At 66.0% G+C, this 16,007-nt stretch carries 11 protein-coding genes and 1 pseudogene; 2 read left to right on the top strand and 10 right to left on the bottom strand.

Annotation, left to right across the window (positions count from 1 at the left end; genetic code table 11):
* Nucleotides 1-3: 3 nt before the first annotated feature.
* From BVG12_RS31390 to BVG12_RS35720, 7 genes and pseudogenes are all read right to left on the bottom strand, one after another.
* Entirely contained in the window at nucleotides 4-516 is a 513-nt protein-coding gene (locus BVG12_RS31390) for a chemotaxis protein CheW (RefSeq protein ID WP_075795835.1), read from the bottom strand.
* A 15-nt stretch (nucleotides 517-531) separates the two neighbouring features.
* The gene (locus BVG12_RS31395; RefSeq protein ID WP_075795836.1) at nucleotides 532-2,451 is read right to left on the bottom strand and encodes a HAMP domain-containing methyl-accepting chemotaxis protein; all 1,920 of its coding nucleotides are present in this window, start codon (nucleotides 2,449-2,451) and stop codon (nucleotides 532-534) included.
* Between the two features lie 12 nt (nucleotides 2,452-2,463).
* Nucleotides 2,464-4,103: pseudogene (locus BVG12_RS31400) on the bottom strand (methyl-accepting chemotaxis protein).
* Complete coding sequence (locus BVG12_RS31405; protein WP_075796675.1) at nucleotides 4,096-6,264, bottom strand: chemotaxis protein CheA; 2,169 nt, start codon at nucleotides 6,262-6,264, stop codon at nucleotides 4,096-4,098. Before BVG12_RS31405 ends, BVG12_RS31400 begins: the two are co-directional and overlap by 8 nt.
* Before the next feature lie 2 nt (nucleotides 6,265-6,266).
* Nucleotides 6,267-6,566 (bottom strand): STAS domain-containing protein, encoded by a 300-nt coding sequence (locus BVG12_RS31410; RefSeq protein WP_075795837.1) that lies wholly within the window; start codon nucleotides 6,564-6,566, stop codon nucleotides 6,267-6,269.
* 39 nt (nucleotides 6,567-6,605) lie between these two features.
* Entirely contained in the window at nucleotides 6,606-6,974 is a 369-nt protein-coding gene (locus BVG12_RS31415; protein ID WP_075795838.1) for a response regulator, read from the bottom strand.
* A gap of 8 nt (nucleotides 6,975-6,982) precedes the next feature.
* The gene (locus BVG12_RS35720) at nucleotides 6,983-8,128 is read right to left on the bottom strand and encodes a methyl-accepting chemotaxis protein (RefSeq protein ID WP_075795839.1); all 1,146 of its coding nucleotides are present in this window, start codon (nucleotides 8,126-8,128) and stop codon (nucleotides 6,983-6,985) included.
* A 341-nt stretch (nucleotides 8,129-8,469) separates the two neighbouring features.
* Here BVG12_RS35720 and BVG12_RS31425 point away from each other — a divergent pair, with 341 nt between their 5' ends.
* A complete protein-coding gene (locus tag BVG12_RS31425; protein ID WP_075795840.1) occupies nucleotides 8,470-9,222 on the top strand; it encodes a sulfite exporter TauE/SafE family protein in 753 nt (250 codons plus the stop codon).
* Nucleotides 9,223-9,337: 115 nt separating this feature from the next.
* On the opposite strand, the gene ilvD is transcribed toward BVG12_RS31425, so the two are convergent.
* From ilvD to BVG12_RS35725, 3 genes are all read right to left on the bottom strand, one after another.
* Entirely contained in the window at nucleotides 9,338-11,200 is a 1,863-nt protein-coding gene (gene ilvD, locus BVG12_RS31430) for a dihydroxy-acid dehydratase (RefSeq protein WP_075795841.1), read from the bottom strand.
* 268 nt (nucleotides 11,201-11,468) lie between these two features.
* The gene (locus tag BVG12_RS31435; RefSeq protein ID WP_075795842.1) at nucleotides 11,469-13,148 is read right to left on the bottom strand and encodes a sodium:solute symporter family transporter; all 1,680 of its coding nucleotides are present in this window, start codon (nucleotides 13,146-13,148) and stop codon (nucleotides 11,469-11,471) included.
* A 381-nt stretch (nucleotides 13,149-13,529) separates the two neighbouring features.
* Nucleotides 13,530-15,131, bottom strand: a complete 1,602-nt coding sequence (locus tag BVG12_RS35725) for a methyl-accepting chemotaxis protein (RefSeq protein WP_075795843.1) — start codon at nucleotides 15,129-15,131, stop codon at nucleotides 13,530-13,532.
* A 222-nt stretch (nucleotides 15,132-15,353) separates the two neighbouring features.
* Here BVG12_RS35725 and BVG12_RS31445 point away from each other — a divergent pair, with 222 nt between their 5' ends.
* Nucleotides 15,354-16,004, top strand: a complete 651-nt coding sequence (locus tag BVG12_RS31445; protein ID WP_075795844.1) for a cytochrome c3 family protein — start codon at nucleotides 15,354-15,356, stop codon at nucleotides 16,002-16,004.
* Nucleotides 16,005-16,007: the final 3 nt, after the last annotated feature.

Below are 16,007 nucleotides of genomic sequence, written 5' to 3' on the forward strand. Positions count from 1 at the left end.
GCCTCAGGAAAGCAGCGCGGCGGCGTCGGTGGCCAGGTCGGTCAGGCCGCCCTGCGCCAGGACCGAGTCCACGTTGAGCAGGATGACGAAGCGGCCGTTCACCTTGCCCATGCCGGCGATGAAGTCGCCGTGGATGCGTGTGCCGAACGACGGCGCCGGCTCGATCTCCGACGCCGGGATGTCCAGCACGGCGCTGACCGCATCGACGACGACGCCCGTCAGCTGGCGCGCGCCGTCCGACTCCAGTTCGACGATGACGATGCACGTGCGCTTGCCCGGCACCGACCGGGGCCGGCCGAAGCGGGCCGCAAGGTCCATCACGGGCACGACGGCGCCGCGCAGGTTGATCACGCCGCGGATCGAGTCGGGCATCATCGGCACCTCCGTGATGCCGGCGAATTCGATGATTTCCTTCACGGCCATGATGCCGATGCCGAAGGCTTCGCCGCCCAGCATGAAGGTGAGGTATTGGGCGGCCTGGCCGTCCGTGGTCGTTTCCTGGTTGGTGTGCTTCATTCGGTGACCTCTGGATCAGAAATTGGTGAAACTGCCTTCGTCCGGTTCGGCCTGGGCGGTCAGGGCGCCGGCCAGGCGCAGCGTGGAGCGTTTGGTGCGGGGCGCATGGCGCACCGCGGGCCGGCCGGCCGCGCCGGCGGCCAGGCGGAAGAAGCCCATCGTCTGCTGCAGCTGCTCGGCCTGGGAACTCATCTCCTCGGCCGTCGCCGCCAGCTCTTCCGAACTGGACGCGTTCTGCTGCGTCGTCTGGGACAGCTGGCCCACCGCCGCGTTGATCTGGGCCACGCCGGACGACTGTTCTTCCGACGCCGCCGTGATTTCCTGCACCAGGTCGGATGTCTTGCGGATGCTTGGCACCATCTCGTCGAGCAGCTTGCCCGCCTGTTCCGCCAGCGCCACGCTGTTGGTCGCCACTTCGCCGATCTCCTGCGCGGCCACCTGGCTGCGCTCGGCCAGTTCCCTCACCTCGGCCGCCACCACGGCGAAGCCCTTGCCATGCTCGCCGGCGCGCGCCGCCTCGATCGCGGCATTCAACGCCAGCAGATTGGTCTGGTACGCGATGTCGTCGATGATCCCGATCTTCCTGGCGATCTGGTTCATCACCGATACCGTTTCCTTCACGGCTACGCCGCCTTCCGCCGCTTCCTTCGCCGCCTTGGTCGCCATGCCGTCGGTGACTTTCGCGTTCTCGGTGTTTTGCGCGATCGAGGCCGTCATCTGTTCGATCGACGCGCTGGTCTCTTCGACGCCGGCCGCCTGTTCGCTCGATGCCTGCGACAGCGATTGCGCGGTGGCGCTCACCTGTTCGGACGCGCTGGCGAGGGAGTCGGCCGCGACGTTGACCTCGGCCACCACCTGCGCCAGCTTGTCGACCGTGTTGTTGGCGTATTCCTTGAGCCTGGCGAACTCGCCCTCGTAGTTCTTGTCGATCCGGCGGGTCAGGTCGCCCTCGGACATCGCGCCCATCACGCGCACCACGTCTTCGATGGAATCCCGCGTGGTCGACACCAGATTGTTCAATCCTTCGCCCATCTCTTTCTGGAAGCCCTGCAGGCCGGCCAAGTCGACGCGCTCGTCGAAGTTGCCGCGGTTGGCCGTTTCCACCACGCGGCGCTGCCCCTCGATGACCTGGGTCAGCTTGGCGATCATGTTCTTCATGGACCGCATTAATTGTCCGGTTTCATCCGTCGACGTCACTTCGATGTCGATCTTCAAGTCTCCTTCCGCCAGGCGATTGGCTGCCTGCACGGCGGTGTCGAGCGGACGGGTCACGCTGCGGCTGATGAAATAGCCGAGCGCGACGCCGACCAGGAGACCGACGGCAATGGCGGTAATCATGAGATTGCGGCTATTGTTGTACAGCACCGTGGTTTCGTCCGACGTCGCCTTGGCATTGTCTTCCTTGAGCTTGGACAGCTCGGTCATCATGTCGTCGACCTTGTCCACGATCACGTGCACATCCTTCATCGCGTACTCGGCGGACTTGCGGTTCTCCTGGCGCAAGCCGGCCGCTTCCTCTTTCTTGGCCATGACGAGGATCGTATCCTGCGCGTCCAGGTAGGTCTTGTAGTTGGCCTCCAGCGCGGCGAACTTCTGCTTGCCGGCCTCGGTATAGAACAATGGCCGGGCCTTGTCCAGGTTGGCGCGCGTCTGCTCGCGCGCCTTCATCAGCGCATCCAGGTAGGGTGCCGCGTCGACCGACGGCAGGGTTTGCGCGAGCAGATAGTTGCGGATGGCGCGCGCCTGGTAAATCAGGTCGATGTTGGCTTCCTTGATATAGGAAACGCCCTGCAGCTCCCTGACATACATGTTGTCCGCCATGTCGTTGATCTTGCTTGCATTCGTGATGCCGATCACGCCGACGACGGCGCTGATGGCAGCCACCAGCACGAAGCCGGCGATCAGGCGTACGCCGATTTTCATGTTCTTGAACATGATGTCTTCCTCTTAAAACCTGGTGAAATTCGATTCGTCCGCCGCGTCGGTGGCGAATGCCAGCGCCCCGTGTCCCGGCGTCTTCACGGCGTTCCTCGGCGCGGGAGCGAGCCTGTTCCGCGCCCTCTGTGGAGCAGCCGCGCCCGCAGAGGGCGTATTCGCCAGTTTGAAAAACGACATGGCCTGTTGCAACTGCTCGGCCTGGGTACTCATTTCCTCGGCCGTCGCCGCCAGCTCTTCCGAACTCGATGCGTTCTGCTGCGTCGTCTTACTCATTTGGCTAACCGCCGCGTTGATCTGGCCGACGCCGGACGACTGTTCCTCCGACGCCGAGGTGATTCCTGCACGAGGTCGGACGTCTTGCGGATGTTCGGCACCATCTGGTCGAGGAGGCTGCCCGCGCGCTCCGCCAGGTCGACGCTGTTCGTGGCCACCTCGCCGATTTCCTGCGCGGCGACCTGGCTGCGTTCGGCCAGCTTGCGCACCTCGGCGGCCACGACGGCGAATCCCTTGCCGTGTTCGCCCGCGCGTGCCGCCTCGATGGCGGCGTTCAGCGCCAGCAGGTTGGTCTGGTAGGCGATGTCGTCGATGATGCCGATTTGCTTGGCGATCTGTTTCATCGCGGCGACCGTGGCCTTGACGGCTTCGCCGCCCTCGGCGGCTTCGCGCGCCGCCTGGCCTGCCATCCCGTCGGTGACGCGGGCGTTCTCGGTGTTCTGCGCGATCGACGCCGTCATCTGTTCCAGCGAGGCGCTCGTCTCTTCGACGCCCGAGGCCTGTTCGGACGCCGAGTCCGACAGCGACTGCGCGGTGGCGCTGACCTGTTCCGAAGCCGATGCGAGCGCGTGCGCGCCGCTGTTCACGTCGCCGACGACCTGCGTCAGCTTCGCAATCATCTGCTTCATCGCCAAGAGCAGCAGACCCGCCTCATCGCGCCATTTGCTGTCGACCTGCACGGTCAGGTCGCCTTCGGCCAGGCGGTTCGCGGCATCGACGGCCTGGCGCAGCGGCCGGGTGATGGACAGCGTGATCGCCGCGGCGATGACCAACGCGAACAGGATCGCGGTGCCGGTCATGACTGTAACGAGCGTGCGGGTCTGTTCGTAATCGCTTTGCGCCTGCTTCGACAGGTTGTCCATGCGTTCGCCCTGGAACCTGATCATGGCGTCGATGGCCTGGATCAGCTCTGCGTTCGCAGGACCGTATTCCTTGACGATGAAGTCCGGCGCCTGCGCGGACGCGCTGTCCACCAACCTGTAGAACTTCTCGTATTTCGCCTCGACGATGGTGCGCTTATCGGCGACGACCCGTATCAGCTCGCGGCCGCGCGGCGTATTCACGCGCTTCGTCAGTTCGTCGATGTGCTGCGCCGATTCGGCCCGCAGGCGCTCCACGGACTTGCGGAACCGGTCTGCCTCCGCCGCGTCCTTCGTCAGCAGGATGGACCGCATCTGCCGTCCGATGTCGATCGAGTCGCGTGCCACCGTCTGGGCCAGGATCACCCTGGGATAGACGCCTCCCGTGATTTCGCCCTCCGCCTCGTTCATTTTCGCCATGCGGGTGATGGCCAGCGTGGCGACGCTCACCATGAGCAGCAGGACGACGGCGAAACCCAGTCCCAGGCGTACGCCGATTTTCAGATTCTTAAGCACGATGGCTCTCCAGTTCAGGTAAAACAGTCGATGAGGTTGATGGGACGGCCGCGTTGCTGTCGGTTTCTACGCCGCTGAGCAGTGCCGCCATGTCGAGGATCAGTGCCACCTCGCCGTTGCCGAGGATCGACGACCCCGACAGGAAGCGCGCGCCGGCGAACACCTTGCCGAGCGGTTTGATCACGGTCTGGAATTCGCCCAGCAGGCTGTCCACGACGAGGCCCGCCTTGCGGCCGCCGTAGCGCACGACGACGATGCTGCGGCGCCGGGCCGGCGCGCCGGCGACGCCGAAGCGCTCGCGCAGGCGCACGAAGGGCAGGGGCTGGCCGCGCAGGTCGACCCAGTCGCAGCCCGGCAGCTCGCGGAATTCGATGCATTCCTCGACCATCTCCATCGGGATGACGAACACCGACTTGCCCACGCCCACCTGGAAGCCGTTGATGATCGCGAGCGTGAGGGGCAGGCGCACCGTGACGGTGGTGCCTTGCCCCTCGGTGCTGGCGATGTCCACGCTGCCGCGCAGTGCGACGATATTGCGCTTGACGACATCCATGCCCACGCCGCGGCCCGACAGGTTCGTCACCTGTTCCGCCGTCGAGAAGCCCGGTTCGAAGATCAGGTTGAAGGTTTCCTTGTCCGTCAGCAGGCGCCCCGGTTCGACGAGGCCGCGCTCGACGGCCTTGGCCAGGATGCGGTCCCGTTTCAGACCGCCGCCGTCGTCGGACACCTCGATCACGATGCTGCCCGAGTCGTGGTAGGCGTTCAGCGCCACGGTGCCCTGCGCGGGCTTGCCGCGCGCGGCGCGCACGTCGGCCGGCTCGATGCCGTGGTCCATCGCGTTGCGCACGAGGTGGGTGAGCGGGTCGCCGATCTTTTCGACGACGGTCTTGTCCAGTTCCGTGTCCTCGCCGCTGACGTCGAGGCGGATGTCCTTGCCGAGTTCCCGCGCGACGTCGTGCACGACGCGCTGGAAGCGGTTGAACGTGGCGCCGATCTTCACCATGCGCAGCTGCAGGGCGCTGTCGCGCACTTCCTCCACGAGGCTGGACAAGGTCGACGTGCACTCCAGCAGCTCGGGGATCTGCGTGCGGCGCGCCACGAGGTTGGCGCCCGCGCCGGCGATGATGAGCTCTCCCACGAGGTTGATCAGCCGGTCCAGCTTGTCGGCATCCACGCGCACGGAGCGGTTTTCCTGCTGCGGGCGGGCTTCCGGCGCCTGGCGCTGCTTCGCCAGGGCCGCCTCGACGACGGGTGCGCGCACGGCGCCCTGGTCGACGAGGATGGCGCCGATCGGCCGGGGCGGCGCGGCGCTTGCCGCCTGCGTCGCCAGGGCCTGTTCCAGCTGGTGCGCCGTGACGCTGCCGCAGCGCACGAGCATCTCGCCGAGGCGTTCGCGCTGGGCGGGCGCTTCGTCCAGCCAGGCGAGGTATTCGGCGATGCGGTTCTCGGGCGGGAGGATGCGGATCTGGCAGTCGTCGCGCACGAAGTCGAACACGCCGTCGATCGCCGCCTTGTCGGCCGTGCTGGCAAAGCCGATCTCGAAGCCGAGATAGCACGACTCGGGGTCGAATTCGTCCAGGGCCGGCAGCGCGTCGGCGATGGTCGCGATGCCGGTGACGGTTCCCAACTGGCCCAGGTAGCGGATGAACGACAGCGGGTCCATGCCGTTGCGCAGCACGTCGCGGCCGAAGCGCAGCGAGATATGCCAGTGGCCGCTGACGCCGTCAACGGCCGCAGCGGCGCCTGCCGCGTGGGCCGCGGCCGGCGCGCCGGTGCCGCCCAGATAGCCCTGCAGCGCGACGACGAGCGGCGCGCCGGCTTCCGCAAGGGCGGCATCGCCGTCCAGCGTGCCGCTTTCCACGGCGTCGACCAGCGCGCCGATGTGGTCGCGGCATGCCAGCAGCAGCGCCACGAGCTCGTCGTCGATGGCGATGGCGCCGTCGCGCACCTTGTCCAGGACACTCTCGGCCACGTGCGTGAATGCGACGACGGGGTCGAGGCCGAACATGCCGGCCGAGCCCTTGATCGTGTGGGCCGCGCGGAAGATCGCGTTGACGGCATCGAGCCCGTCGCGCGTGACGGCGAGGAGGGCGGCCTCCATCTGCTCGAGCAGCTCGCGGCTCTCGGCGATGAAGGTGTGGGTCACCTGGTCGATGTCGATGCTCATGCGGCGTCTCCTTCGCAGGTCAGGCCGAGCAGCGCGAACGCGTCGCGCACGGCGGGGCTGGCGCCTTGCAGCACGAGCCGCTTGCCGAGGCGTCCGGCTTCGCGCCGCGCCACCAGCAGCAGCTGCACGCCCGCGCTGTCGAATTCCGTGACGGCGGACAGGTCGAGCGCGGGCGTGTCGTGCGTGCGCACCGCGTCCAGCAGCGCGGGATGCAGCTCCGCGGCGCGGTAGATCGTCATCTCGCCTTCGACCGCCAGGCACGTGGCGGCCCCTTGGCTCGTTTCGCCAATACTCATCTCATACTTCGGGAAAGGCCGGGGGTGCCGGCCGCAGGGTCAGGACAGGGTCAGTTTCTGGACGGCGGCGAGCAGGGCGTCGGGCTTGAACGGCTTGACCATCCAGGCGCGCGCGCCGGCGGCCTTGCCTTGCTCCTTCTTGTCTTCCTGCGATTCCGTGGTCAGCATCAGGACGGGCGTGAACTTGTAAGCGGGACGGGCCTTGAGTTCGCGTACGAAGGTGATGCCGTCCATGTTTGGCATGTTGACGTCGCTGATGATCAGGTTGACCTTCTGGCCCGTCAGCTTCGCCAGCGCGTCGCGGCCGTCGACGCCTTCGATGACGTCATAGCCGGCCTGCTTGAGGGCGAGGCTGACGACCTGGCGAATCGAGATCGAGTCGTCGACCACCATGATGGTTTTTGCCATGGATACTCCTAGAAAAATGTAATGTCTTCGACCGGTTGCGGCGCGGATTTCGTGGTGCTCTTGTGGAGCGTGCGTTCTTCGGCCATCGCGTACGTGCTCTCCAGTTCGGCCAGCAGGCTGCGCGCATCGAGGCCGCGCGGGTTGTCGCCCTGCGCCTGCTCGTCCAGCCACGAGGGCAACCGGGCGATGTTGTCGCGCACGTGCGACAGGATCTGGCTGACGCGGTCCTGGAACTGCAGCTGCACGATCGCATCGCCCACTTCGGCCTGGATGCCGGCGCTCTCGCGGGCCAGCAGGTCGGACGAGGCGACGAGGGCGTCGGTGACGCCGCGCAGCGCGCCGAGCACGTTGCCGATCATCTGGCCCGACGCCTGCACGGCGCGGGTCTCTTCGCGCATCGAATCGCCGGCCGCGCGGCAGGTGATGTCGATCGCGGCGCTGATCCGGCCCACCTGCGCCGCGATGTGCTTGCCCGCTTCGGCCGACCGGTTCGACAGCATGCGCACCTCGGTCGCGACGACGGCGAAGCCGCGTCCCGCCTCGCCCGCGCGCGCCGCCTCGATGGCCGCGTTCAGCGCGAGCAGGTTGGTCTGCCAGGCAATGCTGGCGACGTCCGCCGCCATCTTCTGCAGGGTCGCGGTGACTTCCTGCAGGCCTTCGATCTTTTGCAGCATCTGCTGCTTGCTGGCGGCGGCGCCGGCCAGCATGTCCAGCAGCGAACGCAGTTCCTTTTCGCTGGCCGCGAACACGTCGACGATGTTCCCGCCCTCGGCGCTTTTCGCCGCTCCTCGGGCGGCGCCCGATGCGGCTAGAGCCTGCTCGAGGCGCACGACGATGCCGGAAAAGCGCTGGACGAGCGCGACGACGGCCGTTTCCATCTGTTCGCGCGACGCGTCGATGTGCGAGGTCCACACCTCGGCCACGTCAAGGCTGAACGCGTGGTGGCTCGCGAGGGTGTCGTCCGCCGCCGGCGTGCCGGACGCCGACGTGCCGGCCGCGTGACCGCGCACCGCGGCGAACGCGCCCCCGGCGAGGAGCAAGGCGGCGAACAGCCAGCCATGCCACTGCCAGGCGGCGAGGGGGACGATGATGCAGGCCGCGGCCGCGGCCACGATCAGCGGGGAACAGGTTTGCAGGGGGCGGTGTCGCGTCACGCGGCGCTCCGTTTGGTCGGTCGGTGTTCGGATGGTTACGGCCTTCGAGGACCGCATGGGTGCAGATGATTACAGAGCGAGTTGCCGTAGCGCAAGGATTTATGACACAAATATGCTGCCGGGTCGCATAAACGATACATCGTTGGCGAATCGCTAACTTGTTGTTATGGCAGGGTTTTTTTCGAGATTGACACGTTTTGACGCACGGATGACGCGGGGACGTCGGATTTGTCTTTGTCCAAATATTTAACAAGACGTGCGGTTGTGGTTTCGGAATGGCCGAAGGAACATGCCGGGATTGCCAGATTGCGGCCGCCTGTTCCCGCGACTACCATCGATGCATGAATACGATGATTCTCACTTGTGCAGGCGGCATGGTGGCCGGCGCGATGAACGCGCTGGCGGGCGGTGGTTCGTTCGTCAGTCTGCCGACGCTGATCGCGGCGGGCGTGCCTCCGGTGCTGGCGAATACGTCCAGCACGGTCGCCCTGTTTCCGGGCGGACTGGCCAGCGCGTGGGCGTATCGCGACGGTCTGGGACCGGTCGGCGCCGTGCCGCTGCGCGCGCTGCTGGCCACGACCTTGTGTGGCGGGCTGGTGGGGGCGCTGCTGTTGCTGCGGACGTCATCCGCGGCGTTCGCGGTCGTGCTGCCCTGGCTGTTGCTGGTGGCGTCCATCGCGCTCGCGTTCGGACGCCGCATCGGCGAGGCATTGCGCGCGCGCTGGCGCATCCCTGCGCACGCGGTGGTGGCGGTGCAGTTCGCGCTGGGGATCTATGGGGGTTACTTCGGGGGCGCGGTGGGGATCATGATGATGGCGATGTGGGGCCTGCAGGGCAGCCGCGACCTCAAGCTTCTCAACGCGCCGCGCACGCTGCTGGTCAGCGCGGCGAACACGGTGGCGGTACTGGCCTTCATCGCGGCGGGCGCGGTGCGCTGGCCCGAGACGCTGGCGATGCTGGCGGGCGCCGTCATCGGCGGCTACGGCGGCGCGCATATCGGCCGGCGCGCGCCGCCTTCCTTCATCCGCGCCGTCACGTTGTGCACCACGGTGTGCATCACGCTCGCGTTCTTCGTGAAGACCTATTTCAGGTGAGGACACCATGCTCCAGGCCTTGCTCGCAACGTTAGGAACGCTCGCCATCGTGGCCAGCATCGCGGCGAAATTCGTCAAGCCGCCGGCCGGCGACGCGGCCGGCCGGGAGGCTCGCTCAGCGCTTCAGCTGCGACAGGTCGCGCACGGCGCCGCGGTCGGCCGACGTCGTCAGCGCCGCGTAGGCACGCAGCGCCTGCGACACTGCGCGCTCGCGGTTCACCGGCTGCCACGCGCCGGCACCGCGCGCATCCATCGCCGCGCGGCGCTGCGCCAGCTCGTCGGCGGTCACGCGCAGGTTGATGGTGCGGTTCGGGATGTCGATGTCGATCGTGTCGCCTTCCTCGACGAGGCCGATGGCGCCGCCTTCCGCCGCTTCCGGTGAGGCGTGGCCGATCACGAGGCCGGACGAACCGCCCGAGAAGCGGCCGTCGGTGAACAGGGCGCATGCCTTGCCGAGGCCTTTCGACTTGATGTACGACGTCGGGTACAGCATCTCCTGCATGCCCGGGCCGCCTTTCGGGCCTTCGTAGCGGATGATGACGACGTCGCCCGCGTGCACGGTGTCGCCCAGGATGCCTTCGACCGCCGCGTCCTGGCTTTCGAACACGCGCGCGCGGCCCGAGAACTTCAGGATGCTTTCGTCCACGCCGGCGGTCTTCACGATGCAGCCCTTTTCGGCGATGTTCCCGTACAGGACCGCGAGGCCGCCGTCCTGCGAGTACGCGTGCGCGCGGTCGCGGATGCAGCCTTCGGCACGATCCAGATCGGCCGTGTCGAAACGCTCGGCCTGCGAGAACGCGACCTGCGTCGGCACGCCGCCCGGCGCGGCGCGGAACAGCTGATGGACGGCCTGGTCGTCGCTGCGTTTGATGTCGTACTTCTCGATCGCTGCTTCAAGCGTCGGCGAGTGCACGGTCGGCAGCGACGTGTCGAGCAGGCCGGCGCGCGCCAGTTCGCCGAGGATGGCGATGATGCCGCCGGCGCGGTGCACGTCTTCGATGTGGTATTTATTGGTCATCGGCGCGACCTTGCACAGGCACGGCACGTTGCGCGAGATGCGGTCGATGTCGGCCATCGTGAACTCGACGCCCGCTTCGTGCGCGGCGGCCAGCAGGTGCAGCACGGTATTGGTGGAACCGCCCATCGACACGTCCAGCGCCATCGCGTTCTCGAACGCGGTCTTGGTGGCGATGCTGCGCGGGAGGATCGTGTAGTCGTCGCCTTCGTAGTGGCGCTTCGCGAGGTCGACGATCAGGCGGCCGGCGCGCAGGAACAGTTCCTTGCGGTCGGCGTGCGTGGCGACGATGGTGCCGTTACCCGGCAGCGACAGGCCCAGCGCCTCGGTCAGGCAGTTCATCGAGTTCGCCGTGAACATGCCCGAGCAGGAACCGCAGGTGGGGCAGGCCGAGCGCTCGACTTCCGCCACGTCGGCGTCCGAGATGTTCGAATCGCCGGCCTGGATCATCGCGTCGACGAGGTCCAGCTTGATGATTTTCTTGTCGTTGTTGACGACCTTGATCACCTTGCCCGCTTCCATCGGGCCGCCCGACACGAACACGGTCGGGATGTTGATGCGCATGGCGGCCATCAGCATGCCCGGGGTGATCTTGTCGCAGTTCGAGATGCAGACCATCGCGTCGGCGCAGTGGGCGTTGACCATGTACTCGACGGAGTCGGCGATCAGGTCGCGCGACGGCAGCGAGTACAGCATGCCGCCGTGGCCCATCGCGATGCCGTCGTCGACGGCGATGGTGTTGAATTCCTTGGCGACGCCGCCGGCCGCCTCGATCTCGCGCGCGACCAGCTGGCCCAGGTCCTTCAGGTGCACGTGGCCCGGCACGAACTGGGTGAACGAGTTGACGACGGCGATGATCGGTTTTTCGAAGTCGCCATCCTTCATGCCGGTCGCGCGCCACAGGGCGCGGGCGCCCGCCATGTTGCGGCCTTGGGTCGTGGTACGGGAACGGTAAGTGGGCATGGTGTCTCCTCTGGAAATCTGAAAAACCTTAGAGTGCCGTGGGGGCGGCAAGTTGTCCAATATATGATTTGATGGGCTGTGATTCGTAATTCGAATCAGAGCGCGCGTAAAAAAGGCAGCCCGGAGGCTGCCTTGATTTGATCGGTGACGCCGGCGTCTGGTAGGCTCGTTTCATTTGAGGCCCCGGCCTTGAATGCCCGCCCTACGACCATGTCGTACGGCGCGTCACGAGTACCGTGTGGTGGGCACCCGTGCCCACCACAACGCATCACCACCACATGCCGTAGATGGTCGCCAGCACCACGCAGATGACGGCCGAGCCGAGGGCGAACGCGCCGTCGACCTTGAACAGCTTGGTATCGACGATCAGCGCCTTGACCTTGCCGCGGGCGAAGACGGTGGAGAGCAGGACCATGCCGGCCACGACCAGCCAGAACACGATGAACATGCGGTCCAGGAACGGGATCTCGTACACGCCCGCGCCGTTGTCGTGGGCGAAGCCGATCGGCGCGAGGAAGGACAGGTCCATCATCGCCGGCAGGAATTTCAGGATGATCGAGAACACCAGGCCGCCGATGGTGGCGAACATCGCCGCGCTGGACGTCGTCTTTTTCCAGAAGAAGCCCAGCAGGAACATGGCCAGGATGCCCGGCGAGACGAAGCCCGTGTATTCCTGGATGTACTGGAAGCCGCCCTTCTTGTCGATGCCCATCAGCGGGGCGATCACGACGGCCAGCAGCATCGACACGATGACGGTCATGCGGCCGATCCACACCATCTTCTTCTCGCCGACGTCCGGGTGGAAGCGCTTCTGGTAGATGTCGAGGGTGAAGATGGTGGCGATCGAGTTGGCCTTGCCGGCCAGCGAGGCGACGACGGCGGCGGTCAGCGCGGCGAACGCGATGCCTTTCAGGCCCGACGGCAGCAGCGCCAGCAGGGTCGGATACGCGCGGTCCGGATTCAGTTCGCCGCCCACGCGCATCGCGTCGCCCAGCACGCCGGCACGGTCCAGCGCGAACGCGGCGATGCCGGGCATGACGACGATCATCGGCATCAACAGCTTCAGGAACGCGGCGAACAGCAGGCCCTTGCGCGCGGTCGGCAGGTCGGCGCCGAGGGCGCGCTGCGTGATGTACTGGTTGCAGCCCCAGTAGTTCAGGTTCACGATCCACATGCCGCCGATCAGCGTCGACAGGCCCGGCAGGTCCATGTAGTTCTTGTTGTCGCGGCCCAGCACCATTTCGAAGTGGTCGCGGGTCGTGTCGTACAGCGTCGAGAAGCCCTGCAGCGCGCCGTGGCCGTTGCCCAGTTTCGCGACCAGGTCCAGCGCCAGCCACGTGGTCACGAGGCCGCCGATGACGAGGCAGGTGACCTGGATGACGTCGGTGTAGCCGATGACCTTCATGCCGCCCAGCGTGATGATGGCGGCGAACACGGCCAGGAACAGCATGCAGGGCAGCACCCCGATGCCGGTGACGCTGCCGATGGCCAGCGCGCCCAGGTACAGGATCGAGGTCAGGTTGACGACGACGTACAGGCCGAGCCAGAACAGCGCCATCGTCGTGGCGACGGCCTTGCCGTAGCGCTGCTCGAGGAACTGGGGCATCGTGTAGATGTGGTTCTTCAAATAGACCGGCATGAAGAACACGGCGACGATGACGAGGGTGGCGGCGGCCATCAGTTCGTATACGGCAATGGCCATGCCGATGCGAAAGCCCGAGCCGCTCATGCCGATGAACTGCTCGGCCGAGATGTTGGACGCGATCAGCGAGGCGCCGATGGCCCACCACGTGAGCGAGCCTTCGGCCAGGAAGTAGTCGTGCGAGGCGGAGGTGTTCGCCCCGTGCCTGCCGAAATTCTTGCGGCGGTAGACCCACAGGCCGTAGCCGGCGACCACGACGAAGTAGATGAGGAAGACGATGGAGTCTAGGCGGGAGATCAGGTTCATGAGATTGTCTCGTATGACGGCCGACGCTCGAACGAAGCGCCATCCGCTGGTTGTTATATCGTCCGCCGAAGCCGGTGACACCGACTTCGAGCTTCCAATTTACAAGAGACTATCGGAATCTCGGAAGAAACGCTATTCCAAAATGTGCTTTTTCAGAACTTATATAACACTATTTGTTTGCGCAAACATCACGTAGCGTGGGGCGTTTGAGGTCGCGGGCTCAAATGAAATGTGCCCACGCGTGACGTGTGCGGCGAGCTTGCGTTTCGTGTGGGCATGGGCCCCCGCCCGCGGTTGCCCGTAGGCGTGGCTGCGGTCGGGAACTGATGCGGAGAACCTGCGGAACGCATGGCGCCGGGCGGCACCATGCAAAGGATGGAATCAGGCGACGACGAGGGCCCGGCCGCCGGACACGCGGCCCGTGCGGTCGTCGAGCTTGAACACGCTGACCAGATGGTCGAGCGCTTCCGCCTGTTCGTGCAGGCTCTGGGCCGCCGTCGCGGCCTCTTCGACGAGACCGGCGTTCTGCTGCGTGACGGTGTCCATCTGCGAGATGGCCTGGTTGACCTGCTGGATGCCGGCGCTCTGTTCGCGGCCGGCGTGGCTGATCTCGACCATCAGCTCGTGCATCTGCTGCACGGTCTGCAGCACTTCGCGCATCGTGGCGCCGGCTTCCGACACGAGTCCGGCGCCGCTTTCCACCTGCTGCACGGAGGCGCCGATCAATTCCTTGATTTCCTTGGCGGCCGCCGCCGACCGCTGGGCGAGCGTGCGCACTTCGCCCGCCACGACGGCGAAGCCGCGGCCCTGTTCACCCGCGCGCGCCGCTTCGACGGCCGCGTTCAGGGCCAGGATATTCGTCTGGAAGGCGATGCCGTCGATGACGGCGATGATGTCGACGATCTTCTGCGACGACGCGTGGATCGAGCCCATTGTGTCGACGACGCGTTCCACGGCCGTGCTGCCCTGCTGGGCGACGCCGGCCGCCGTGTCGGCGAGGGCGTTGGCCTGCTGTGCGTGTTCGGCGTTGTTGCGCACGGTCGCCGTCAGTTCTTCCATCGAGGCCGCCGTCTGCTGCAGCGCGCTGGCCTGCTGCTCGGTGCGCGAGGACAGGTCTATGTTGCCGGCCGCGATCTGCGTGGAGGCGCTGGAGATCGTGCCGGTGGCGGCACGCACATTGCCCACGATGTGCGCCAGATTGGCCTGCATCGCCTTCATGGCCGCGAGCAGGCTGGCGTCGTCGCCGGGGCGGGTCTGCACGTCCATCGACAGGTCGCCGGCCGCGATATGCTTGACGATGTCGGTCGCGTAATCCGGCTCGCCGCCCAGGCGGCGCATGAGCCAGCGCGTGAGCAGGGCGGCGCCGGCGGCGCCCAGCAGCACGCAGCCGCAGACGAGCGCGATGATCAGCGTGCGCGACGCCTCGTAGCGGTGCGAGCCGGCGACGGCGGCGGCGCGGCCGCCTTCCGTATACATGTCGACGGCCTTGTCGACGTTCTTGCGCAGGGCGACGATCAATTTGTTCGATTCGCCGCGGATCAGCGTCTTGGCCAGGTCATCGTCGTTCAGGCGCGCGGCGGCGCGGACCTTCGCGTCTTCCGCCATGTAGCGCTGCCACATGTCGAGGAATTCCGCGTAAACCTGTTTTTCTTCCGGCGCTTCGAGCAGCTTGACGTAGTCGTCCTGCATGCGCTTCAGGTCTTCGAGGTCTTGCGCGATGACCTTGTCGTACTTGTCCATCTCGGCCTGATCGCTGGAGATGATGTATTGCAGCTCGCGCGTGCGGATGCGGGCGATCTGGGATTTGATGTCCTCGATGACGCGGATGCCCGGCATCCAGTGCGACGACAGGCGCAGCGACGTGTCGTTGACCTGCGCGAGTTCATGGATGGAAATGGCGCCGACCAGCACGGTCAGTGCGAGGACGGCGGCAAACGTAATGCCCAGCTTGCTCGCCAGGCGGAGGCGGTTGAACCAGTTCATCTTGAAAGTATCTGTGATTGTCGGTGGGAGAGGGTTGTTTCCAAAAGTCAACAATGATAACCGACATTCCACGTTGCCGTCATGAGGTGGTGCCATAAGTGATTTCCACAACGCAATTAGATTTGCACGAATTCATGCTGCCCGGCGGTAACGTGCGCAGTGTTGTAGGAATGACAGCATATACTGGGCTCGTTTGTTCATAGACCGAGTCCTTGCGAATCGATGGCGCCACCGTTTTCCCGTCCCGCGGTCCTGTTCGTCAAGCTGATCCTGCTGGGTCTGGTGGTCGGCGTCGCGGCCTGGATTGCGTTGGCACGCTGGACCATGACACCCCATAACGTGACCAATGCCCCCGTGGCCCAGCCCATTCCTTTCAGTCACAAGCACCACGTGTCCGACGATGGCATCGATTGCCGCTATTGCCACACGTCGGTGGAAAATTCGGCCACGGCCGGCATGCCGTCGACGTCCGTCTGCCTCAGTTGCCACTCCCAGCTCTTCCTCGATTCGCCCGCGCTGGCGCCGCTGCACGACAGCGCGCGCACGGGCAAGCCGATCCACTGGGTGCGCGTGCACGATCTGCCGGACTTCGTCTATTTCGAGCACGACATCCACGTGAGCAAGGGCGTCGCCTGCATCGAGTGCCATGGCCGCGTGGACCAGATGCCCATCACGTGGCGCACCGCGTCGCTGGAAATGCAGTGGTGCCTGCGCTGTCACCGCGACGCGCCGCATCACGTGCGGCCGCTGAGCGAGGTGTTGTCGATGGCGCCCGCAAAGCCTTTGAGTGCGGACGAGGTCCGCCAGCTGAACCGCCTGTACCGCCTGCGCGACGCCCAGGCATTGACCAATTGCTCCACCTGCCACCGCTAAGTT

It is taken from the genome of Massilia putida, from assembly GCF_001941825.1.
GTDB lineage: Bacteria > Pseudomonadota > Gammaproteobacteria > Burkholderiales > Burkholderiaceae_D > Telluria > Telluria putida.